General features: G+C 45.3%; 14 protein-coding genes. All 14 read left to right on the top strand.

The window, feature by feature from the left end:
- The first annotated feature begins 224 nt into the window (after window positions 1-224).
- Window positions 225-1,694, top strand: a complete 1,470-nt coding sequence (locus FN809_RS14060; protein ID WP_142534162.1) for an MDR family MFS transporter — start codon at window positions 225-227, stop codon at window positions 1,692-1,694.
- Between the two features lie 576 nt (window positions 1,695-2,270).
- Entirely contained in the window at window positions 2,271-4,652 is a 2,382-nt protein-coding gene (locus FN809_RS14055; RefSeq protein ID WP_142534161.1) for a family 20 glycosylhydrolase, read from the top strand.
- Window positions 4,653-4,813: 161 nt separating this feature from the next.
- Complete coding sequence (locus FN809_RS14050) at window positions 4,814-7,024, top strand: beta-N-acetylhexosaminidase (RefSeq protein WP_142534160.1); 2,211 nt, start codon at window positions 4,814-4,816, stop codon at window positions 7,022-7,024.
- Window positions 7,025-7,408: 384 nt separating this feature from the next.
- On the top strand, window positions 7,409-7,552 hold the full coding sequence (locus tag FN809_RS18090; RefSeq protein ID WP_142534159.1) for a DUF559 domain-containing protein: 144 nt from the start codon (window positions 7,409-7,411) through the stop codon (window positions 7,550-7,552).
- Window positions 7,553-7,608: 56 nt separating this feature from the next.
- Window positions 7,609-9,579, top strand: coding sequence for a glycoside hydrolase family 20 protein (locus tag FN809_RS14040; protein WP_142534158.1), 1,971 nt, complete (start codon window positions 7,609-7,611; stop codon window positions 9,577-9,579).
- Between the two features lie 1,168 nt (window positions 9,580-10,747).
- Complete coding sequence (gene tnpA, locus FN809_RS14035) at window positions 10,748-11,194, top strand: IS200/IS605 family transposase (protein ID WP_142534157.1); 447 nt, start codon at window positions 10,748-10,750, stop codon at window positions 11,192-11,194.
- Between the two features lie 457 nt (window positions 11,195-11,651).
- The gene (locus FN809_RS14030; RefSeq protein WP_142534156.1) at window positions 11,652-12,998 is read left to right on the top strand and encodes an alpha-L-fucosidase; all 1,347 of its coding nucleotides are present in this window, start codon (window positions 11,652-11,654) and stop codon (window positions 12,996-12,998) included.
- Window positions 12,999-13,140: 142 nt separating this feature from the next.
- Entirely contained in the window at window positions 13,141-14,793 is a 1,653-nt protein-coding gene (locus FN809_RS14025) for a peptide-N-glycosidase F-related protein (RefSeq protein ID WP_142534155.1), read from the top strand.
- Between the two features lie 410 nt (window positions 14,794-15,203).
- Window positions 15,204-15,656 carry a hypothetical protein gene (locus tag FN809_RS14020; RefSeq protein WP_142534154.1) on the top strand — a complete coding sequence of 151 codons (453 nt, stop codon included), beginning with the start codon at window positions 15,204-15,206 and terminating at the stop codon, window positions 15,654-15,656.
- 126 nt (window positions 15,657-15,782) lie between these two features.
- Complete coding sequence (locus FN809_RS14015; protein WP_142534153.1) at window positions 15,783-17,285, top strand: sulfatase family protein; 1,503 nt, start codon at window positions 15,783-15,785, stop codon at window positions 17,283-17,285.
- A gap of 91 nt (window positions 17,286-17,376) precedes the next feature.
- Window positions 17,377-19,959: a glycoside hydrolase family 2 protein gene (locus tag FN809_RS14010; RefSeq protein ID WP_142534152.1), complete on the top strand. Its 2,583-nt coding sequence runs from the start codon at window positions 17,377-17,379 to the stop codon at window positions 19,957-19,959.
- A gap of 146 nt (window positions 19,960-20,105) precedes the next feature.
- Window positions 20,106-21,110, top strand: coding sequence for an isoaspartyl peptidase/L-asparaginase family protein (locus FN809_RS14005; protein ID WP_142534151.1), 1,005 nt, complete (start codon window positions 20,106-20,108; stop codon window positions 21,108-21,110).
- A gap of 24 nt (window positions 21,111-21,134) precedes the next feature.
- Window positions 21,135-21,776: a copper homeostasis protein CutC gene (locus FN809_RS14000; protein ID WP_221929432.1), complete on the top strand. Its 642-nt coding sequence runs from the start codon at window positions 21,135-21,137 to the stop codon at window positions 21,774-21,776.
- A gap of 514 nt (window positions 21,777-22,290) precedes the next feature.
- Window positions 22,291-24,579 (top strand): GH92 family glycosyl hydrolase, encoded by a 2,289-nt coding sequence (locus tag FN809_RS13995; RefSeq protein ID WP_185957566.1) that lies wholly within the window; start codon window positions 22,291-22,293, stop codon window positions 24,577-24,579.
- The last annotated feature ends 90 nt before the right edge of the window (window positions 24,580-24,669 follow it).

Below are 24,669 nucleotides of genomic sequence, written 5' to 3'. Positions count from 1 at the left end.
CTTTTGATAAAAGTTTTTACAGAATTCATTATCGACAGCCTGTCGCCGTTTTGATTTCTGAATACCGTATGCTGCCGCAGTTGCAAGCAGAAATAACACTTTAAACAATGAACAGGCACCTGCGCTAAAGCTTACGTGAAAGCCTGCGGAGCCAATAAATTAGGCTAAAGTAGCTTATTGCAAATTAGATGAAAATTAAAGCTTAAAATCAAACTTAATAATAAATGCGAAAAACCTGGATACTAATTGCCTTAATGCTGACTATGATGTTGGCAGCGATGGATACAACAATTGTGGCGACAGCTATTCCGCAAATTGTAGGCGATTTGGGTGGGTTTTCTTTGTTCAGCTGGTTGTTCTCAATTTATTTGCTCATTCAAACCATTACTATTCCTGTGTATGGAAAACTGGCCGATATTTACGGACGGAAACCAATTTTAATTGCCGGCATAATAGTTTTTTTGATTGGCTCTGCGGCTTGTGGAGGTGCATGGGACATGTATTCCTTAATTTTTTTCAGGGGACTTCAGGCAATTGGAGCCGGTGCTATAATGGCAACGGTAAACACCATTGCCGGAGATATTTACTCTATTCGTGAGCGTGCTAAAATTCAGGGCTGGTTGTCGAGTGTATGGGGCATATCGGCCATTATGGGGCCTGCACTGGGAGGCGCCTTTGCACAGTACGCCTCGTGGCGATGGATATTTTTTGTTAACATACCCTTTGGAATTGCTTCTATTATTTTAATCAGTAAGTTTCTTCACGAAAACAAACCTAAAAAACAACCCAATATTGATTGGGCTGGTGCAGTAGCTATGCTGCTTACGGGCGCAGTTATTATGTTCGGTTTGTTGCAAAGTGGTCAGGCATGGCCCTGGTTTTCATTTAATACCTTAGGTGTAATAGCTGTTGGTGCACTAATGGTTTTTATAACGGTACGCATCGAACGCAAATCGGCTGAGCCCATATTGCCTGCATGGGTGTGGAGAAGGCGTGTTCTCCTGGGTGCCAATTTAGCCACCATAGGTATGGCCGTTATTACCATGGGGCCGCAGATGTATTTGCCGGTGTTTGCCCAATCCGTAACCGGGGTGGGTGCCATTGCAGCAGGCTTTATATTGGCCAGCATGAGTATTACCTGGCCGCTTTCGTCCTCTTTATCAGGGAAACTATACCTGCGTATAGGCTTTCGGAACACCGCCCTCTGTGGTATTATTATCGTTATAATAGGTGCTTCCGGATTCTTATTTATGAAATTCCCGGGCCCCGTGTGGGCCTTGGTGGCTTTTCAATTGATAATGGGTGCAGGCTTTGGTTTAATATCTACACCTTTAATAGTAGGGGTACAATCTACGGTGGCATGGGGGCAGCGTGGCGTGGTTACAGGAGCTACCATGTTTTCGCGCTATTTTGGGCAAAGTATTGGAGCCGCATTGTTCGCTACCATATTTAATGCGGCACTTACCGATAAACTGGAGAATGCACCGACTCAACTTCAGGCTCAATTACCCGATGTGAATGAGGTGGTAGAACTGCTTCAATCGCATGGCTCGGTTTCAGGAGTTAGTAACTACCTTCGGGAGGTTTTTTTTGATGCCACGCATAATGTGTACATTGGTTTGGTGGCCACAGCTTGTATTACCTTATTCATCCTCCTACTCACCCCTGCACGTTTTCCAACGGTTGAGGATTGAGTAATGAAGTTGCTGAAAAGCACTAAAAGTAGTCTGCAATTATCGCGAATCTTACAAATATGATCCGGGTGTTTTAGTCCTTATGTGTTTCTGTAATTGGCAGGGTAAAGGTTGTTAGAATACGATTTTAATAGTAGTTACCAAAATGATAAATGTAGCTGCTATCATCATCGGCAGATGGTTGCAAGCTTGCCATGTTATTGCAGTGTACTTTAAAAACCAAGCAAGATAGGTTCACAAAAGCTTCTGCCCGGATTTTTATCAGCTATAAAACAGCAACCATAAGGGGGTTAAATATTAAAGTTTAAAAGGAGAAATTGAACGGACTATGTGCCATTCGGTTTCTCCTTTTTTTATTAATCCTCCTTATAGTCCGTTTATTTGAATTTTTTATTTTATGAAGTTCGAAATTTTTTATTTAAGATATAATCTGATTGCACTAATGAAATTATAAACCTCATTATTAAGTGCAATTGCTGTTTATGTATATAATCAATGCTGATATGTACAAATTCAAACATCGCCCCTATAATATTAAGGGTACTTTTAGCATAAAATATTTAGAAAACAATTGAAATGGCCATATTAAAAACAATCAAGTTCTCAATTTTATCTGTTTGTATTGTCGGTTTATCCCTATCTGTTTCCGCTCAAAAAAGTAAGGAGTTATCATTCCTGGAACAGATGGTGCAAAGCATCGGGCAAATTCCAGCAGTGGCCAAAGGCGATGAGTCCATTCAACCCCCTGCAGCTCCAGCCGGTTATCGTTTGGAATTGAAAGGCACCGACCGGCCGCAGGTTGTGGATAAGGAAGGCCATATTTTTAGGCCTCTCGTGGATGTCGATGTGCTGGTTTATTATCAACTGATAGACGAGGCCAGCGGACAAAAAACGGACGTTCCCAACAAAAAGGTTAGCATACCCGGTGAGTTTAAGGTGGGGGATTCGGTTAACGATCGACCCGAAATTATACCCACTCCGCGCGAATGGCTGGGCCACATTGGATACTTTACCCTAAAAAACAACGGCCGCATAATTATAGACAACGAGAGCTACCAAGTGCTAAAAAAGGGTATGGACATCTTTGCCAACGATATGACCTATTTGGGCGATTGGCGTTATACCCTTGATCAGGGCAAGCAGCAATCCGGGGCAATATATGTTAGCTTGGATTGCAACGACAAAGCATTGGGCGATGAGGGTTACCGCCTTACCATCGATCAGAATATTGTATTGGAGGCCAACACGCCTGAGGGTGCTTTTATGGGGACGCGAAGCATTTTGCAATTGATAAATATATATGGCAACCAGATTCCCAAAGGCATCATGCGCGACTACCCGAAATATGCCCGTCGCGGTTTTATGTTGGATGCCGCCCGTAAGTTTTTCCGTATGGAGTTCCTCCAAGATTATATTCGGATCATGTCGTATTACAAGATGAACGAGTTTCAGGTGCATCTCAACGACAACGGCTTTAAGCAGTTTTTTAATAACGATTGGGACAAAACTTATTCTGCATTTAGGTTAGCGTCAGATACCTATCCCGGACTCACGGCCAAGGACGGTTCTTATACCAAAGAAGAGTTTACCGACCTCCAGAAAATGGGGATGAGTTATGGCATAAATTTGATTCCCGAAATTGACATCCCGGCACACAGTCTGGCTTTTACGCATTACAAGCCTTCGTTGGGTAGCCGCGAGTACGGCATGGATCATCTGGATATTACCAAAAAAGAAACTTATACCTTTTTCGATGCCCTCTTTGATGAGTATCTCGGGGGCGATAATCCTGTTTTTATTGGCCCCGACGTGCATATCGGTACCGATGAGTATTCTAAGGAAAAGGCGGAGGAGTTCCGCAAGTTCACCGACCACTATCTTAAACTGGTGCAAAGCTACGGCAAGCGTGCCCGCCTTTGGGGAGCGCTCACTCATGCGCAGGGCGAAACACCGGTTACCTCGGACAATGTGATTATGAATGCCTGGTACAACGGTTACGCCGATCCCAACGATATGATAGATCAAGGCTATGAGTTGATTTCTACCACCGACCGTCATCTGTATATCGTACCGGCTGCTGGTTATTATCACGATTATCTTAACCTCGATTTCCTGTTCAACCAATGGGAGCCCAACCTTATCGGGGGCGATGTTTTTCCCTTTGGGCATTCCAGCATCAGCGGCGGTATGTTTGCCGTGTGGAACGATCATGTGGGTAATGGTATCAGCGAAAAGGATGTGCACCACCGCGCTTTCCCGGCGCTGCAGGTGCTGGCGCAAAAAATGTGGGCGGGCAAAACCGATAATCTCCAACTTCCAGAATTTCAGGAAATGGCCGGTAAGCTTATCGAGGCCCCGTACGTTAATGTAATGGCCAAGGTAAAATCGCAAGGCGATGTAGTGCTGCATTATAATTTTGAGACATCGGCAAAAAAAGATTTTTCACCCAATGGATATGACCTCAACACCTCCCCAAAAGCCAAATGGAAAAAGAATAAAGGCTATCGCTTTAAAGACAACAGCACCCTGGCCACGCCCATCGAGGAGATCGGCTATCCCTATCAGGTAACTTTCGACATTACTTTTGATAAAGATATTTCACCCGAGGCCGTCCTGTTTTCATCGGCTAATGCCCAAGTAGTGGCATCACCCAAAGATGGTAAAATACAGTTGGGTTTTAAACGCGACGGTTATTATTATTCCTTCGACCACCTTATTGATGCCAACACGCCGGTAAGCCTGGCTGTGTACGGCGATCATAAAGGCACCTCGTTGTTGATTGACGGAAACGAAGTAGAACGCTTGCAGGGAAAAACGAAAGAAGGCGTGACAGAAAAAGGCGACATCAATAAAATATACATTCAGCAAACGCTTGTGTTCCCCCTACGAACCATCGGGGATGCCCAAGATGGTTTCAAGGGAACCTTGCGCCAATTAAAGGTAAAGAATGGAAATTAAACGATTGGTGTTTTATAACTAGGCACGGGATTCATCCCGTGTATTCTAATTCCACCATGCAAATCCGTTCCCTGTCCGACAGCAGACGGGTAACCAAAATATTAATTGTAAGATTATTCAATAGAAAACAACAATGCCTAATTGTTAAAATATAAAACATAATGAAAAAACGAACTTTATTTTGTGTCTTGTTGCTATCCATCGTTCTACTGCCCGTGGATGCAAAGTCGATAGATGTAATTCCCCGTCCTGTAAAAATGACGGAAAACGGACAGATGTTTAACCTAGCCCGCGGTACAAGCATCCTGTACTCGCCGGGATTAAAACAGCAGGCTGAACTGCTCCTGAGTGCGCTTTCGCCTGCAGCGGGATGGGATTTGCAGGTGAGCGAGGCGGGTAAAGTTAAAAGCAATGTCATTTTCTTAAAGCTCGATAAAACGGGGGATATAAAATCCGAGGGCTATAAGTTGAGCGTTACTGGTAAAAATATCGTTATCACAGCCGTAGATGGGGCAGGAGCTTTTTATGGGGTTCAAACGCTATTGCAATTATTGCCCGTAGAGATATTTAACAAACAGCGCCAAAAAAACGTAACCTGGAATGTGCCGGGCGTCGAAATATCCGATGCACCCTCTTATCCATGGCGCGGTATGATGCTCGACGTGAGCCGTTATTTTTTCGAGAAAGATTATGTGCTCCGTTTTATCGATATGATGGCCATGTATAAACTCAACGTGCTTCATTTTCATTTAATCGATGATGCGGGATGGCGTTTGGAAATTAAAAAATACCCGAAGCTTACCTCCGTTGGCGCATGGCGTGGCGAAGGAAAGGATCGTATCGGGGGATACTACACCCAGGAGGATATCAGAGATATTGTGGCCTATGCCTCGGCCCGCAACGTGGAGGTGATACCAGAAATTGAGTTGCCCGCACACGTACTCTCCGCAATAGCGGCCTATCCGCATTTGTCATGCACCGGAAAACAACACGAGGTGCCAACCCAGCATTTTATTAGTCGCGATCTCTATTGTGCGGGCAAAGAATCTACCTATGAATTTTTGCAGGACGTATTTGACGAAGCCGTCACTTTATTTCCTTCGAAATATGTACATATCGGAGGTGATGAGGCTGTTTACGACCGCTGGAAAGTTTGTGAACACTGTCAAAAACGCAAGCAAGAGCTTGGCTTGGAAACTGAAAAAGAATTGAGGGTATATATGAATAAGCGTATTCAGAAAATGCTGGCCGGACACGGAAAAATCGTGGTGGGCTGGGACGAAATCATCGAAGAGGGTTTGACCGACAAGGCCGTGGGTATGATATGGCACGATAAAAGTAAGGCCATGGCCGGGACTGCGGCTGGCCACGATGTGGTGATGGCTTTAACGGGGCATACCTATTTCGACTTCCCCGAAAGTGCGATCCCGGGCGAGGTACAGGCCGCTACCTGGTTGCCCCCGATCTCCCTGAAACAAGCCTATGAGTGGGATCCTATGATTGCCGGCCTTGAACCACGATTCAGGGATCAGGTGCTCGGTGTAAACGGCTGTTTGTGGTCCGACCAGTTTATCCATGGCCCCAAGTTACCGCGCATCAATGCCATCAACGAAAACAGGGCCGAAAAATATATGGATTACCTGACCTTCCCGCGCATGGCGGCACTGGCCGAGGTAGGCTGGACGCCTCAAGAACTGCGAAGTTGGGAGGAGTTTGAAGATAATATGCGTACCCATTACCAACGCTACGACCAGGCCGGATATGGTTATCGCATACCACAGCCTAAATTAATTTCCAAAGAGGAGAAAAATGGTGGCTTTGAAATTACACTCGAAAATAGGGTAGAGGGCGCGCACTTGCGTTATGCGATAGATGGTGTGCCGGCCAATGTACACAGCACGGTTTACACAAAGCCTTTACATGTAGAAAATATCCACGATTTTCAGGCCATCACGGTGGTCAACCGTCGTCAGTTTTCGTTACCTTTATATTTCCCCAAAAAATACGAAGGTTTCGAGAAATACGGAGAGCTGTTGGCCGAGTGGACACCCAAGGACATCCGGGGTATTACCTTTGGCTCTTTTGAAATGAACGCAACGGGTAAGATAAATAAAAATGCAGCCTATGAGATCACTTTCATATTTACAGGGGGCGCATATCGTTTGGACATAGAATCGGTTGAGGTGTTTAAAAATGGCAATAAAATAGCCGAGGACGTACACTCCGGATTTACGGGCAGTGCTTCGCAAAACAACGTTTACAAATTCGATATCGACGAGTACGAAACCGGAGCCGCCTTTACCATTAAAGCCCGTGTGCGCGGCGACCTGGGCAACGACAGTCACGGCGCCGTGTTTATCAAGGCCAAGTAAAGGAGGGAGGCTGAAAGCCAAGGGCTAGATATAAGGATAGACATATACAGCTCTATTTGTGTTGTGAATTACCCTGGAGGGGTAAAAAATGAATAGCCCCGGGTTTCCTGCCCTCCGGCAGGCGGGTAACCGGGGAAAGGACGCCATGCAAAAGCTGTCCGGCATTAGGCCATAGCCGTCAAGCTAAGAGGTTAAGGTTCCGATTATGTGTTCGTAGCGTTCAGTCATATTGTTTTATATCGATGAACAGTAAACTTTGCACAAAATGATTACCAAGCTGTAAATCAGCTCTCCTCCTTTAAAAGGAGGAGTACATCTACATAGTAGAAGGGAGGTGGTTAAATACGTTTATTTGTAAATTTAGTCCTGTAAAATACGACAACTATGGACAGTAACAGACCAGAGCATATAAAGAAAAGAAAATATTTGAGAAACAACTCTACTCCAGCAGAATGTGAGCTTTGGAATTACCTTAAAGGAAGAAAAATATGCAACTTAAAATTTAGAAGACAGCATTCATTCAAATAATAGACGATATTTAAGCATTATATCAAAACAATAACTAATCGATCAACCAAAAAATAATGAACATCAAATTTTTATTCACCGTATTCCTTGTGCTCGTTATCTGGGCAGGTACTTCTGCACAAGACAATGGTTTGGCTTTAATACCCAAGCCGCAAAGCATCATCAAACAAGAAGGTGCCTTCAGCATAAACTTCGAAACTAAAATTGTTTATAAGGGCAAGCAAAAGGAATTATTACCCTTGGCCATTATGCTCTCCGATATTTCTGGCGAGGGCAAGTTGGCATTGCAAATCGAAAAGCTTAAAAGGCAAGATGATAATGTTATCCTACTTACACTCGATAAAACACTCGAAAAATTGGGCGATGAAGGTTATACCCTAAACGTTAACCCTAAAACGATAAAACTATCGGCATCCAACACCAAGGGTATTTTTTATGGTATCCAAACGCTTAAACAGTTGGCTGCCAATGATGAAAATAAAATACCCGCCTACAAAATAGAAGACTCGCCCCGTTTTGGGTGGCGTGGTTTTATGCTGGATTGCAGCCGTCATTTCTGGACAATTGCGGAGCTGGAAACGGTGATCGATCAGATGGCCCGTATGAAAATGAATCGCCTGCACCTCCACCTGACCGACGATCAGGGCTGGCGACTGGAAATTAAAAAGTATCCGAAACTGACCACCGTAGGAACGCATTACAAAGACTTACCTGAAATGTCGGGTAATTTTTACACGCAGGATCAAATGCGGGCCCTTATCAAATATGCAGCCGACAAAAATATTATGATCGTACCCGAGATAGACCTTCCCGGACACAGCCGTGCTGTTTTGGCGGCATACCCCGAACTGTCGTGCCGTGGTGGCGAGTTCGAGGTTTATCCCATGGAGCAGCCCTCGGGCACCGTTAAGCGTTGGTACGAGGTGATGTTGTGTGCCGGCAACCCCAAGACCTACCAGTTTACGGAGGATGTGGTAGCTGAGGTGGCTGCTTTGTTCCCATCTCCCTATATCCACCTCGGTGGCGACGAAGTGGGAAAGGATATCTGGAAAGAGTGTGCGCATTGTCAGGCCAAAATAAAGGAAGAAGGCCTCAAGGACGAAGAGGAGCTTCAGGATCATTATACCCGCTTTGCCTCCGAAGTTATTGCCAGTCACAACAAAAGGATGATAGGCTGGGACGAGATAAACGACCGGGGAGCTGCCTCGTCCAACGATGTGGTAATGGTATGGCGCGACACGGGTGTTCCCCAGGCGCAGAAAGCACTTGAATCGGGGCTTAATGTCATCATGTGCCCGCAGCACGGATGTTATTTCGATTGGGGATACTCGGGTAACAGCACAAAAAAGGTGTACAATTGGAACCCCATACCGCCCGATGCGAGTGCGCAGGAGGCGCAGTTAATTAAAGGTGCACAGGCCTGTTTATGGACGGAGCGGGTGGCTACCCCGGCAACCATCGAGGAGCGTATCTTTCCCCGGATACTGGCTTTGGCCGAAGTGGTATGGCTGAATCCCGAAAATCACAATTGGGACGACTTTCTTTCGCGCCTGCAAAATCATTATCCCCTCTTGGATAAGTGGGGCATCAACTATTATCACGAAGACGAAATTGATGCCGAAGAATTTAATCCCGGCAAAGAAAAACCTGCCCTGGTGCGCCATGCCTTTATCGAAACCACCCTGGGCATTTATGAACCCTATTATGCCGAGTATGTTTTCGACGGGCGCACCAATACCTATTTTTGGACCAACCGTCCCCCGATAAAAGACGAATACCTTTTGATAACCCTGGGCGAATTGGTCAAGGTAAACGAAATAGAAGTCATCACCGGAGATTCCAAGGATTTTCTGGAACACGGCATCCTGGAAATTTCGGAAGATGGAAAGAACTTTAAAAAAGTGGCCGATTTTAAAGACGGCATGGCCACCGCTCAACTGGATGGTTTGGTAATAAAAGCGGTTCGCTTAAAAATTACCGATGACCACAAAGGGTGGATGATTATCAAAGAAGTGAAGATCAAATGATTTTTTTCGGACAGTGGTGATTAAAAGTTATCAGCTAAAAATGATGTAATCAAAATATGAAATTGTGCTGGAATGAAAAGTATCTGTTTTAAAAGATGGGGAAACTTCAGTATCGATCCCGCAAAGGGAAACTCCTACGGAGTTTTCGGGATTGGGTTCTGCCCACCCCCGGATTAATCCGGGGGTTATGCACAGCGAACTCCTGCGGAGTTTTATCTTTGCATAACCTCAAGTTAAGTTTATGCAATCGGGGGCATTGAGGGTAGTATGGTGTTAACTTTATGGGAGCTGTCTCTTTGCCGCCGCAGTAGAGTTTGTGCAGCATGTAAGCTCAATGCTGGAGGAGTTATCTTTGCATAACCTCAAGTTAAGTTTATGCAGCCGGGGGCATTAAGGGTAGTCTGGTGACAACTTTGTGGGAACTGTCTCTTTGCCGATACCTAAGGAATGCAGCTTGTAAATTCCACTCCGAAGGAGTTGCCATTGCATAACCTCCGGTGAAGTTTACGTAGCCGGGGGTGTTAGAAGCAGGATGAACTCAACTCCGAAGGCGTTGTCTCTTTGCCGCCGCAGTAGAGTTTGTGCAGCATGTAAGCTCAATGCTGGAGGAGTTATCTTTGCATAACCTCAAGTTAGGTTTATGCAACCGGGGGCATTGAGGGTAGTATGGTGACAACTTTATGGAGCTGTCTCTTTGCCGATACCTAAGGAATGCAGCTTGTAAATTCCACTCCGAAGGAGTTGCCATTGCATAACCCCCGGTGGAGTTTACGTAGCCGGGGGTGTTAGAAGCAGGATGAACTCAACTCCGAAGGCGTTGTCTCTTTGCCGTCGCAGTTGAGTTTGTGTAGCTTGTAAGCTCAATGCTGGAGGAGTTATCTTTGCATAACCTCAAGTTAAGTTTATGCAACCGGGGGCATTGAGGGTAGTATGGTGACAACTTTATGGAGCTGTCTCGTTACCGATACGTAAGGAATGCAGCCTGTAAATTCCACTCCGAAGGAGTTGCCATTGCATAACCCCCGGTGGAGTTTACGTAACCGGGGGTAGCAAAACCAGTACGATTTCAACTCCGTAGGAGTTGCCCTTTTTTGGTCAAAGTGGTGTTTAGCCGATGACACTAAGCGAATAAAAACCTAACTCCTATAGGAGTTAAAAAAACAAGAATATGAACAGTTTTAGACAAATATTTTATCATATTGTTTTTTGTACTTATAAGAGGAAAAACACCTTGCCCACGGCGCACCACCAAGAGTTGTACAGATATATTTGGGGTATTATAAAGAAAAGGAAAGGGATTCTTTACCAGATTAATGGAACGGAAAACCATATTCATATTCTGTCTGATCTTCATCCCTCGGTATGCCTGTCCGATTATATCAAGGAAATTAAAACAGCCTCAAACCGATGGATGAAAAGCTCGGATAATTTCCAGTCCTTCGACCATTGGGCAGAAGGTTCTTGTTCGTTAACCTATTGCATTCGAGATAAAGATATGATAGTTAATTACATAAAAAATCAAAAAGAACATCACAAAACAATTCATTTTGAAGATGAATTGAAAACAATATTGGTTGAAAATGATATTGATTGGAATGAAAAGTATCTGTTTTAAAAGATGGGGAAGCTCCAGTATCGATCCCGCAAAGGGAAACTCCTACGGAGTTTTCGGGATTGAGATCTGCCAACCCCCGGATTATTCCGGGGGTTATGCACAGCGAACTCCTGCGGAGTTTTGGTCTGAACTATAACCCACCCAAACTTGCGTAACTTTAGGCAGAATGCATTATGAACTTAACTCGGCCGGAGTTAAATTTGTATAGCGCCTGTTGAAGTTTACGTAACCGGGGGCATTGAGGGTAGTATGGTTACAACTTTATGGAGCTGTCTCGTTACCGATACGTAAGGAATGCAGCTTGTAAATTCCACTCCGAAGGAGTTGCCATTGCATAACCCCCGGTGGAGTTTACGTAACCGGGGGTAGCAAAACCAGTACGATCTCAACTCCGGAGGAGTTGCCCAATTGCGTGTAACAAAAACTGAATAAATGAATAATCAATAATCCAACATATATGAAAACAAAAAATTTACTTATCCCCATCCTCCTGACAATCGCCTTTGCGATGAACATGGGAGCACAGCCTACAGAAACGGAAACCCCCGAAGCCAAAGCGGAGCGGATGCAATGGTTTAAAGATGCCAAGCTCGGTATATTTGTGCATTGGGGTATCTATGCCGTAGATGGTATCGATGAATCCTGGTCGTTTTTTAACGGCTACATTTCTTATCCCGATTACATGAAACAGCTCAACGGCTTTACCGCAAAGAATTACGATCCCACGTATTGGGCCGATCTGTTTAAGGAGAGCGGTGCCCGTTATGCCGTGCTCACCTCAAAGCATCACGATGGCGTGGCGCTATGGGATACCAAACTGAGCGATTTGAACGTGGTGGAAAAAACACCCGCAGCACGCGACTTGGTGACCCCGTTTGCGAAGGCAATGCGCAAAAAGGGATTAAAAGTGGGCATGTATTACTCCTTGCTCGATTGGTCGCATCCCGATTACCCCAATTTTTTGAGGAAGGAAAAGCGTTATTCCGACGATCCGGAGCGATGGGAGCGTTTTGTAAAATTCAACTTCGGACAGTTGGAGGAACTCTCAAAACGCATTAAGCCCGATTTGTATTGGTTCGATGGCGACTGGGAGCAGAGCGCCGAACAATGGAAATCCAGAGAGCTGCGCAATGCCCTTATCGGATGGAATTCCGATGTGATACTGAATTCGCGCTTGCAGGGTTATGGCGATTATGCCACACCCGAACAGGGACTCCCCGTAACAAAGCCCCAAAGCAATTACTGGGAGCTGTGTATGACCATGAACGATTCCTGGGGCTTTCAGCACAACGACCACAATTACAAGACCCCCAACCAAATAATCCGTATTTTTGTAGATTGTATCAGCATGGGCGGTAATCTCTTGCTGGATGTGGGGCCCAAGGCCGATGGTACCATCCCCCATGAACAGGTAAATATTCTCAAGGAGCTGGGCAGGTGGACCAACAAACATCAGGAAGCCATCTATGGTACGATAGCAGGTATCCCGCATGGTCATTTTTATGGCCCCACGGCTTTGTCAAAGGATAAAACGATGCTATATCTTTTTGTCGATAATAAGCCTAACGGACCCTTGGTAATCAAAGGACTGAAAAATAAGGTAAACCGGATATGGGTGGTAGGCAACGGAACCAAGCTGGCCAGCAATGTAATGGGTAAACAATACTGGAGCGCCGTGCCCGGCTTGCTATATATCGACGTACCCGAAAAGGTGCTGGACGAGCAAGTGACGGTAATAGCCGTTCTGTTGGATGGTCCCGTTGACCTCTATCGCGAAGAAGGCCAGGCCATCGAAAGTAATTAATACGAATATATCATCCGGGATGGAACTCATCGAGTTGCATCCCTAATCCCTGCCTGCCGGATAGGCAGGTCTAATCTCTTAATTTCTAATCTCTTAATTTCTAATTTCTAATCTCTAACCTCTAATTTTTTATCTCAAAAATATGAAAACAACTATTTTCCTAACAACGATTCTCTTGTTTTGCTCAGCGCTCAATATACTGGGGCAGCAACAAAAAAACGATACCATCGTAGTGCAAACATTTACTTTCGATGACATAACCAAACGCAGAGGGGTTTTTCAATTCCCGGATAACGATGAGAGGTATGCCAAGATAGAAATGATACGCACCATTAAATGCGACGAAAAAACTACGCTCGACAAATATCCTTGCGGCGAATGGGATTATTCTACCCATACCCATCTGTATGTTCCGCTTAACGATACTACGGAAGAAATTTTTGAGCTGGAAAACTTTGTGACGCCCTATGGCAAACGGCTCGATTTAGGACCCGAAGGCTTTACCTTTGTGTACGATGTTACCGATTATGCCCCGCTGCTAAAAGGCGAGGTGCATTTATCAACCGGTAACACCGCCCAATTAATCGACTTGAAGTTTAATTTTATCAAAGGGGAACCGGTGCGCGATGTTATTTCAATACAAAATATTTACCCCTGGGGGCATTATACGTACGAAGACCTGGCCGACGAAAAAGAACTGAAGCCGGTAGGGTTGTTGATGGATCCGGATGCTTCAGGCTACATGCTCAGGGCTCGGATTTCGGGACACGGTCATTTTGGGCCACGCAACTGCTGCGAGTGGGACAGCAAAACGCATACTTATTTTGGTAATGGTAAAGTGCTGTTTCGATGGAATATATGGAAAAACTGTGGCGACAACCCCATTTATCCGCAGGGAGGCACCTGGCAGTTCGACCGTGCCGGATGGTGCCCCGGTACACCTGTGGATACCTACGATTTTGAGTTGACCCGTTTTGTGGAGCCCGGTGATAGTCTTGACCTGGATTACGCCATCGAGATGTACAAGGACAATGGCGAAAAAGGAGGTTACTACATTCACAGTCATCAATTGTTTACCTATGGGGCGCCAAACTTTAAAAATGATGCGGCAGTCAGCGATATTATCGCGCCCAGCTCAAAAGACGAATACAGCCGGATTAATCCTATTTGTACGGATCCTGTAATCGTTATACAAAATACCGGTACAAACACCTTGCGCAGTCTGTTGATAACTTACGGAATTGAGGGTGGCACAAAATACCAACATACCTGGAGCGGTCACTTGGAATTCTTAGACAAGGAAACCCTGACCCTGCCCAATATCCCGTGGGAAGAGGCCGAAAAGAACCCCCATTTTGTGGTGCAGATAAGTGAGCCCAACAGCATGGCCGACGACAATGCCGCCAACAACATCATGACCTCGGTGGTAAAACTGCCGCCGGTGATGCCATCCTCTTTTTATCTTACCTTAGAAGCCAACGATAAAGGCAGGGCGCACGAAACATCCTATACGCTGACCAATGCCGCCGGCGAAATTTTTTATGAGCGCGCGATGTTGGAAGACGAGCAGATTTATCAGGAGCACTTTGAACAACTACCCCCCGGATGTTACGAGCTTAAAGTAAAAGACAAAGCCGAGGACGGACTGATTCGCCATTGGTGGAACAGAAACTCCAATCCGGATAACATCGGCCGAAATGGCCGCGTGGCATTGTACGATACCGATTTTAACCTGATAAAAGAACTGAACTACGATTTTGCTGAATTTGAAAGGTTCCGTTTTAGGGTGAAGTAGAATATCAACCTTAACTAAAATCTTTCAGATGAGTATATTGAAACCACAAGCCCCCGGATAGAATTGGAGCTTGTGGTTTTACTCGCTTGGCTTTAGGTTTTTTGTTTGAAGCGACTGATTATTAGTTTGTTGGTTGGCTAACATGGTGTTAATCCACCACCTGTTGTTTTATAACCTCAAAATCTCTTGTCTTGATACTAATTTTTATGAGAACGTTAGTTTGTAGTTGATTGGAATAACCAGGAGAATGATTAAATGAAACGAGCCCCCGAAGGGTCGGGGCGTGCTATGAGAGTAGCCTTTCACATTACTTGTTCCGCTGTAGCGGAAACCTGTCCCGCACAAGCGGGAGGGAAAACATTATCGGCGAGTTCCATCGAATACCAATAAGAATAAATATTTATAATGAGATGAAAAACAACATTATACATCTTTCCCGATACTTTTATAAACGATACCTCATACTTGTAGCCATAGCGATAATGTACCTAACCAGTACAGGTACAGTATTCGCCGCGAACAATCCAATGGTGCAAGTAAAGCAGGAAATTAAAGACTTAAAAATTGATAAGAACGGGCGGTTTATCAAACGAAAATATCCCCAAACGTATAATGCCATGCGCGAGTTTGCCTTGCGTACTGCATCTATGTCAACGGTGCAAGTACAGGAAGAATTCGATAGGCAGGTAATCGCTTTTCTTGCCCTCGAAAAAGCCTGGAACAAAAGCAAGCCGGGCAGCGATATGCGCAAAGCCATAAAAATAGGGCTGCTGCGTTGGAACTGGCTCAAAGGCGATCCCGTATTGAACAATCCGCGTCCCGTTGATTGGTATATGGTTTATATGGAGTGTATTGTAAAATAGTCGGCAGTTAGTAATTGGTCGGTTATAGTTCTATAATCAATTAATCCGTTTAATCAACCCAAATGGAGTGAAACGACATCCCGCCGCCTGAAATATATTTAGGCGGGAACTTTAAAACTAAAACCCATGAAAACACTGTTCATACTCTTCTTCTCTATCCCCCTATTAAGTGCTTGTTCGGGTGGCGCGAGCAAAATCAACGGTCATCCAAATATCGTTTATATCCTGGCCGATGATATGGGTTATGGCGATGTGTCGTGCTTTAACGAGAACTCCCAAATACACACCACCCATATGGACAGACTCGCGGATCAGGGAATGATTTTTACCGATGCACACAGCAACTCCGCCGTGTGTACGCCTACCCGTTATGGTGTTTTAACCGGGCGATATGCCTGGAGGACGAGGCTGAAAGATGGTGTGCTGTGGAGTTATGATGAGCATTTGATAGCGCCCGAACGAATGACCGTGGCTTCCCTCTTAAAGAAAAAGAGATACCGAACGGCATGTATCGGGAAGTGGCATTTGGGATTAGATTGGGAAAAAGATGAGGAAGGGCGCACCCTGTTGACCCGTCCCATTAAAAACGGACCTAATGCGAACGGCTTCGATTATTTTTATGGCATAACCGCCTCGCTCGATATTCCCCCTTACCTTTACATCGAAAACGACAGGGTAACAACTGTAAACATTGATACGGTTGAGGCTACATCGGGCAAAGGCTTTTGGCGGAAAGGCCCTATAGGCGACGATTTTAAACATATTGAAGTATTGCCCCGCTTGACAGATAAAGCTGTGGGATTTATCAATACACAATCGAAGCAGGCAGAACCATTTTTTCTTTATTTTCCGCTGCCCGCACCGCATACGCCCATATTGCCGACTAACGAATTTAGGGGTAAAAGTGGCACCAATACCTATGGCGACTTTGTATTGATGGTTGACGATGTGGTGGGGCAGGTGATGGCAGCACTGGACCAAAATGGGATAAAGGACAATACCTTAATCATTGTAACCAGCGACAATGGGTGTTCGCCCCTGGCCGATTATAATGAGCTGGCGGAGTTCGGACACGATCCGAGTTATATATTCAGGGGGCATAAAGCCGATATATTCGAAGGCGGGCATCGCGTGCCTTTTATTGCCCGTTGGCCAGCGAAGATTACAGCTGGATCGGAGACCGACGAAATTATCTGCCTTACCGATCTCATGGCCACTTGTGCCGCCATTGTGGGAGTTGATCTGCCCGACAATGCAGGGGAGGACAGTTACAATATGTTACCTGTGTTGATGGGAGAAAAAATCGCTCACCCCATACGCGAAGCAACGGTGCATCATTCGGTTAACGGTTCATTTTCCATCCGGCAGGGAAAATGGAAACTGGAGTTCTGTCCCGGTTCCGGAGGGTGGAGCCCACCTACGCCTGAGGTGGCCAGGCAAGAAAACCTGCCACCGATACAGTTGTATAATTTAGTGGAAGATATCGGTGAAACCAATAATTTGACACAGCAAAATCAACAAATTGTAGAAAATCTTACGGCTCTCATGAAGAAATATATCAGCGACGGCCGCAGCACACCGGGAAGTGCCCAGAAAAATGAGGGCGAAACCCCTTTGATGATGGATTAAATTGTAAATTGCGAAGTAACATTACGCTTATAAGAGGCAGTGAGTAAGCTGCTAATTTATGAATTTGGCAAAGATAATTAAAATAATACTTATGATGAAAAAGCTAACACCTTTAATGCTTGCCGGCTTTATTACGGCACTTATATCGTGCAGCACTAGCACGGATAAACCATTGGTACATACGATGGAAATAAAAGACAATTGGAAATTTGCCCAGGCCGATGCCGAAGAGTGGATGAACGCCTCGGTGCCGGGTTGTGTGCATACCGATCTGATGGCCAACGGAAAGATTGAAGATCCCTTTTATCGCCTAAACGAGCACGATGTGCAATGGGTGGATAAAAAAGACTGGGTGTATCAAACCAAGGTAAATATTACGGAGGAATGGTTGGGCAAGGATCGCATAGAGCTCGATTTTAAAGGCCTCGATACCCATGCCGACGTTTATCTGAACGGAGAAAAGATTCTAGTGGCCGACAATATGTTCAGGGGCTGGACCGTGGATGTAAAGCAATACTTGAATCCCGGCGATAATGAATTGAAAATATATTTTCATTCGCCCATAAAAGTCGGATTGGAGAAATACGACAATTATCCGCATGTAGTGCATTCATCGCCCAACGATCTGGCAGAAATAGGCCAGGTGCCGGGCAACAAATGGGTGAGCCCGCATATCCGTAAAGCACAAAGCCATTTTGGCTGGGACTGGGGCCCGCGTTTAGTAACAAGCGGCATATGGTTGCCTATTTACCTTAACGCATGGGATGCGGCACGGATTAATGATTTACGTATCGTACAAAATAATATTGCTACAGATAAAGCCACCCTGACCGCCGAATTTGAGGTGGAAGCAGAAGCAGAAGGCAAGGCCGATTTACAAATAAATGTGGATGGAAATCAGGTTGCTGCCAGGCAGGTGCAATTGCAAAAAGGAATAAAAACTTATGCCGTAGATTTTGAAATAGTCAATCCAGAGCTTTGGTGGAGCAACGGGTTGGGCGAGGCGCATCTGTATGATGTGGCAGGAAAGCTCGTTACGAATAACGCTTATGATGAGGTAATGCACAAAACCGGATTGCGGACGATAGAAGTGGTACGCGAGAAAGATGAGCACGGGACTTCGTTATATGTGGAGCTGAACGGACATCCCGTTTTTATGAAAGGAGCCAATACCATACCTTTGGATGCTTTTTTAGATAGGGCGACCCCGGAAAAATATGAAAAAATGATCCTCACCGCCAAGGAAAGCAACCACAATATGCTGCGTGTTTGGGGAGGAGGTATCTACGAAAAGGAAATTTTTTACGATTTGTGCGACAAGCACGGTATGTTGGTTTGGCAGGATTTTATGTTTGCCTGTAACATGTACCCCGGTCACCCCGAATTCCTGGAAAGCGTGCGTCACGAAGCCGAGTACAATATTAAGCGGCTCCGAAACCATCCATCGGTGGCATTGTGGTGCGGCAACAACGAAGTGCTGATTGCATGGTTGCGTTGGGGTTGGAAAAGGGAAGTAGAAAAAGAAGACCCTGAGGGAGCCAAAGCACAATGGAAAGCCTATAAGGACATATTTCTGGACGTGTTGCCAAAGGCTGTTTCAGAATATGATCCGCAACGTTTTTACTGGGCATCGAGTCCGCAATCGGGCGATACCATCGGACCCGACCTGATAAATGGCGACGACCATTATTGGGGCGTTTGGTGGGGCAAGGAGCCTTTTGAAAATTACCATACCAAAATATCGCGTTTTATGAGCGAGTATGGCTTTCAGTCTTTTCCCGAGATGCGCACCATCCGACGTTATGCCGAGCCCGAGGATTATGATATCTTTTCGGACGTGATGAAATCGCATCAGCGTTCTTCCATCGGGAACGAAACCATTGAGTTGTATATGCTGCGCGATTATCGTAAACCAAAAGATTTTGAGAGCTTTATTTACGTAGGCCAGGTGTTGCAGGCCGAAGGAATGAAGCAGGGAATGGAAGGTCACCGCATTGCCATGCCGTTTAACATGGGCAGCCTGTATTGGCAATTGAACGACTGCTGGCCGGTGGCTTCCTGGTCCAGCACCGATTATTACCAAAACTGGAAAGCCATGCAATATTTTAGCAAAAAGGCCTTTGCTCAGGAATTGGTGGCTCCCCGCGTGATGAACGATACCCTGGAAGTGCATGTGATTTCAGATAGACTGAGCGACTTTGAGGCCAACTTGAACTTGAAAATAAGCGACTTTAACGGGAAGGTGCTATGGACTAAAGACCTGCCTATTCGGGTAGCAGCCAATAGCAGCGACTGTGCCTTTAAGCAAGAGCTGAAAACTTTCCTGAAAAATTTAAATACGAAGGAGGTGTTATTGCAGACATCCTTAAGCGAAGCGGGTAAAGTTCTATCGGAAAATAAGTATTATTTTGAACCGGTTAAACGGCTCAACCTGCCCACACCGGATGTCAAGGTGTCCATAGCCGCGGGCGATGACATGTACACCCTTGAGCTGACTACGGATGTGCTGGCCAAAAATGTGTTTGTGGCCTATGAGGAGGGTACCGGTTTCTTTTCCGACAATTACTTCGATCTGATGCCAGGCGAAACAAAAACCATAACCTTTACACCGGACGCCTCCGTCAAGGAATTTGAAAGCAAGCTTACTATACGGACTATAAGGGATACGTATTGATGATTCTAAAGAAGTGTTTCTCACTCTGACGGTTCTTCCCCTTTTTATTTGGGAAAAAGAGCCTGTACCGCAGGATTGCGGGAGGAAGTACCGCACCGCAGGTGTGGGGATGGGGATTGATAAGTCAAACTTATTTATTAGAGTATATGAAAAGCCGACGCAAATTCTTAAAAAACACCGCCCTGGGAACCTTTTTGTTGGGGGGTTCCTTTTCGCTCTCTGCCATAAACAGGAGTAGGGAAAGCGAAAAGGCAACGCCAGACTCAGCGGTTAATAAAACAGTCAACAAACCCGTTGTCATCTCCACCTGGCGGAATTTGGCTGCCAACCAGGCAGCCTGGGAGGTGCTTGCTAAAAATGGGAGTGCCCTCGATGCCGTGGAGGCGGGCGTTAAAATCCCCGAAGCGGACCCCGACGATAGGAGCGTGGGTTATGGCGGACGGCCCGACCGGGAAGGAAAGGTATCCCTTGATGCCTGCATCATGGATCAACACAGCAATTGTGGTTCGGTGGCCTTTCTCGAGCACATCAAACACCCTATATCCGTGGCACGCATGGTGATGGAAAAAACACCCCACGCAATGTTAGCCGGGGAAGGTGCCCTGCAGTTTGCTCTCGAAAATGGCTTTGAAAAAGAAAACCTGTTAACAGAAAAGTCGGAGCAGGAATGGAGGGAGTGGTTGAAGAAATCGGAATACAAACCCGTCATCAACATCGAGAACCATGATACCATCGGTATGTTGGCCCTGGACAGCCATGGTAACCTGTCGGGTGCTTGCACTACAAGCGGTGCAGCCTATAAGATACGGGGCAGGGTAGGGGATTCTCCCATCATTGGCGCCGGGCTGTTTGTGGATAACGAGGTGGGGGCAGCTACGGCTACAGGATTGGGCGAGGCCGTGATTAAAGTAGCCGGAACGCATCTGGTGGTGGAGCTGATGAGGCAAGGCCACAATCCGCAAAAAGCCTGCGAGCTGGCCGTGGAGAGGGTGATAAGCAAAAACCCGGATTACAAAGATTTGCAGGTAGGCTTCATCGCCCTTAACAAACAAGGCGAATGTGGTGGCTACTGCATCCACAAAGGATTTAGCTATGCCGTGTTCGATAAAGGGAATAATCGTGCTATAGATTCGGATAGTGCAGTAAAATAGGTCCAGAAATTAAATAGAAATGTCATGAATAAACCACAGGATATTTATAAAGAAGCTTGCGTAGAAACCTACGCGGAATGTGTGTTGGCGGAGCAAAGAGGCGCGAACAGACTTGAACTTTGCTCGGCTTTGGAGCATGGAGGCTTAACCCCTTCGATTGATTTGGTAAACAAAGTGTTGGCCAATGTAAACATACCCACCAAGGTGATGGTACGTGCACGAAAGGGCAATTTTGTTTACAATGAGGCTGAAATAAAAGAAATGGAAAAATCTATTGACGCCTTTAAAGAGGCTGGTGTGCATGGCGTTGTGTTTGGTTTTTTAACACCCGACAATCGCATCGACATAGAAACAACCAAACGCCTCACCCAACTGGCCAAACCTTTAAATGTATGTTTCCACAAAGCAATTGATGAGGTGGAGGATATCTTGGAGGCGGTAGAGCAGCTTTGCAATATTCCCGGTGTGGACGCTATCCTTACCTCCGGGGGGGAGGCAACGGCAATGGAAGGGCAGGAAACCTTGCGCCAGATGCTAAAGGTGGCCGACAACAGATTGCAAATTGTGGTGGCGGGCAAAGTGTTAAACAGCAATATGGAGGAGCTGAATATACTGATTAAGGCCAAAGAATACCATGGGCGCAGGATTGTAGGGGAACTTGAGTGATACATAAGCTGAATTTTCCAAAAATATAAATCAATTTTACAGCACTAAATTTGTCATATTATTATGCAGTGCGTATCTAATTGGGTAATTTTAAAGATTGACCAACTGTCAATAAGCGAAAGGATATACCGATATATTTATACATTCATTGTCTGTCATTCGATGCTTGTATGCGGCAATTTTTTGGAACACTTTTCGGGAGACAGGATATAGGTAGTCTTAATTTTTTTAAGTTTTGGTTTAGCGCGTTATGATATTTAAAAAATAACCACAATGAATGCACAACAGACACGGAGAAGCATTGGGAGCATTGCGCTCCCTTTGTGTACATTGTGGTTAAAATTACTTACGGTGAAGAACAAATTATACAGATACCGAAAAATTTGAGCTGTAACTTGGAGTAGGGCACTGAATTATATCTGAAACTCTTATGAGAAAGACCATTAAAACAACACGTATGATAAAAAATAACTGGATTAGGCAAAAGTTTAGAAATAAAAATAAAATAACATATATGAACACGAAACAATTATCAATTATTTTTCCGCTGCTTATGCTCGCCTTGTTGGCGGCATGTACTTCCGAAATTAAAACGGAGGACGTTGATTACACGCAATATGTCGATCCTTTTATCGGTACCGACGGTATTGTGCATACCTTTCCGGGTGCCACCTATCCTTTTGGGATGGTTCAGCTAAGCCCCGATGGCGACACCCAAGGATGGAACTGGTGCTCGGGCTATCATTACAGCGACGACAACATCAAGGGCTTTAGTCATACCCATCTCAGCGGTACCGGATGGTCCGACCTGGGCGATATTTTGGTGATGCCTACAGTGGGCGAAATTAAGCTGAACTCCGGATCTAAAGATAATCCCGATGAAGGCTACCGTTCCCGGATAAGTCACGACGATGAGGAGGCCAGTCCGGGGTATTACCGTGTTAAATTGCAGGATTATGGTATTGATGCCGAGCTCACTACCTCTCGCAGAGTAGGATTTCACAGATATACTTTTCCGGCCGCTGAGCAGTCTAACGTAATTATTGATCCTACCAATAAAATATTTGGTAAAACCATGGAAACAAAAGTTACTGTAAAGGATAACAGCACTATAGAAGGTTACTGTTACAGTGCCGGATGGGGTGGAAACAGGTATATTTATTTTACAGCTTCCTTTTCCAAACCTTTTAAAAAGGCCGGAGTTGGATTGCATGATAAGGTGATAGCGGACGCAAAGGAAGCCAAAGGTGCGGATGCCAAAGCATTTGCATCATTCCAGACTGCTGAAGGCGAGGTGATTGAGATGAGATTGGCTTTTTCTGCCGTAAGCCTCCAGGGCGCTCGTAAAAATCTGGCAACGGAAGGTTCGGAAAAAACCTTTGATGGGGTATGGGAAAAAACAAAGGCGGCCTGGCAAAAAGAACTCGCCAAAATTGAAGTGAAAGGCGGTTCCGAAGATCAGAAAAAGATATTTTACACCGGTCTGTACCATGCCATGATACATCCCAATATTTCGATGGACGTGGACGGAGGGTATGTGGCCAATGGTAAAAAATTCAATGCACAGGATTTTACAAACTACAGCACCTTCTCCCTTTGGGATACCCATCGTGCGGTGCATCCATTGCTCACCATGATAGATACCAAGCGCACCGTTGATTTTGTGAAGTCGCTGGTTAGCCGACATGAAAATGGCGGGCAGTTGCCCATGTGGGAGCTTTGCGGTTTCGATAACACCTGTATGATTGGCTACCCTGCCGTATCGGTTATTGCCGATGCCATTTTAAAAGATATTCCCGGCATTGATACGGAAAAGGCCTACGAAGCCATGCGAGCCATTGCGTTTTTCCCTAAAAACTCCAGTAGTGACGGCGAAAGTGGACTAAACGAATATATTGAGTATGGCTATGTGCCTGCCGATATTGCTAAATCAGTGGCCAAAACGCTGGAATATTCATATTACGATTGGTGTATAGCCAAGGTAGCCGAAAAGTTGGGTAAGGCCATTGATGCCAATATGTTTTATCAGCGCTCCAGGAACTTTGTAAACCATTATCATCCCGATAAAAAACTTTTCTGGCCCAAGGATCGCAATGGAAAGTGGTTAGATAATATCTCGCTGACCAGCTGGGATGATTTGATGCCTCATTACGTTTCGGGCAATATTTGGGCTTATGCCTATTTTTACCCTCATGCTACCAATGTAGTTATCGATTTAATGGGAGGTAAAGATGCTTTTGCCGATAACCTGGATGATCTGTTTGCCGAGCCGATGAATATGGAAGGTGAGCAACACGTGGACATATCAGGATTTATAGGTCACTACGGTCATGGTGATGAGCCGGGCCATCAAATAGCTTATCTGTATAATTATGCGGGTAAACCATGGAAGACACAGGAAAAAGTGAGGGAGATCTCCAACACCATGTACTTTGCCGAAAACGACGGAATGCCAAATAACGACGATTGCGGACAGATGTCGGCATGGTACATCTATTCGTCCTTGGGTTTTTACCCCGTGTGTCCCGGCGATCTGAACTACATTATAGGCGCCCCCTCCTTCGAGCATGCCTCCATTCATCTCGAAAATGGCAAGAGCTTTAATGTGGAAGCCATTAATGTAAGTGCCGACAATATTTATGTGCAGTCTGTTGAGTTAAATGGCAGGCCATATTCAAAAAGCTACATATCGCACCAGGATATTATGAACGGGGGAAAGCTCAGCTTTACCATGGGCAGTCAGCCCAATAAAAATTGGGCTAGTGCCAAGGAGGATAGCCCTGTTTCCGACTTAGTTAAATAAATATGTAGAAGTTATTAAAAAAGAAAGTTTATGCTTTATGTAAAGTATAAGAGCTGATCGATAAATCCTAAAGCCTGGCATTTATGCGGG

The organism is Saccharicrinis carchari, from assembly GCF_900182605.1.
In the GTDB taxonomy this organism is placed as follows: domain Bacteria; phylum Bacteroidota; class Bacteroidia; order Bacteroidales; family Marinilabiliaceae; genus Saccharicrinis; species Saccharicrinis carchari.
The sequence above is the reverse complement of the archived record's forward strand: the minus strand, read 5'-3'. Positions and strand labels throughout refer to the sequence as shown.

Excerpts from the sequence above, each read along its gene's own strand:
- FN809_RS14060 (WP_142534162.1), top strand. The coding sequence starts at position 225 with ATGCGAAAAACCTGGATACTAATTGCCTTAATGCTGACTATGATGTTG.
- FN809_RS14055 (WP_142534161.1), top strand. The coding sequence starts at position 2,271 with ATGGCCATATTAAAAACAATCAAGTTCTCAATTTTATCTGTTTGTATT.
- FN809_RS14050 (WP_142534160.1), top strand. The coding sequence starts at position 4,814 with ATGAAAAAACGAACTTTATTTTGTGTCTTGTTGCTATCCATCGTTCTA.
- FN809_RS18090 (WP_142534159.1), top strand. The coding sequence starts at position 7,409 with ATGGACAGTAACAGACCAGAGCATATAAAGAAAAGAAAATATTTGAGA.
- FN809_RS14040 (WP_142534158.1), top strand. The coding sequence starts at position 7,609 with ATGAACATCAAATTTTTATTCACCGTATTCCTTGTGCTCGTTATCTGG.
- tnpA (WP_142534157.1), top strand. The coding sequence starts at position 10,748 with ATGAACAGTTTTAGACAAATATTTTATCATATTGTTTTTTGTACTTAT.
- FN809_RS14030 (WP_142534156.1), top strand. The coding sequence starts at position 11,652 with ATGAAAACAAAAAATTTACTTATCCCCATCCTCCTGACAATCGCCTTT.
- FN809_RS14025 (WP_142534155.1), top strand. The coding sequence starts at position 13,141 with ATGAAAACAACTATTTTCCTAACAACGATTCTCTTGTTTTGCTCAGCG.
- FN809_RS14020 (WP_142534154.1), top strand. The coding sequence starts at position 15,204 with ATGAAAAACAACATTATACATCTTTCCCGATACTTTTATAAACGATAC.
- FN809_RS14015 (WP_142534153.1), top strand. The coding sequence starts at position 15,783 with ATGAAAACACTGTTCATACTCTTCTTCTCTATCCCCCTATTAAGTGCT.
- FN809_RS14010 (WP_142534152.1), top strand. The coding sequence starts at position 17,377 with ATGATGAAAAAGCTAACACCTTTAATGCTTGCCGGCTTTATTACGGCA.
- FN809_RS14005 (WP_142534151.1), top strand. The coding sequence starts at position 20,106 with ATGAAAAGCCGACGCAAATTCTTAAAAAACACCGCCCTGGGAACCTTT.
- FN809_RS14000 (WP_221929432.1), top strand. The coding sequence starts at position 21,135 with ATGAATAAACCACAGGATATTTATAAAGAAGCTTGCGTAGAAACCTAC.
- FN809_RS13995 (WP_185957566.1), top strand. The coding sequence starts at position 22,291 with ATGAACACGAAACAATTATCAATTATTTTTCCGCTGCTTATGCTCGCC.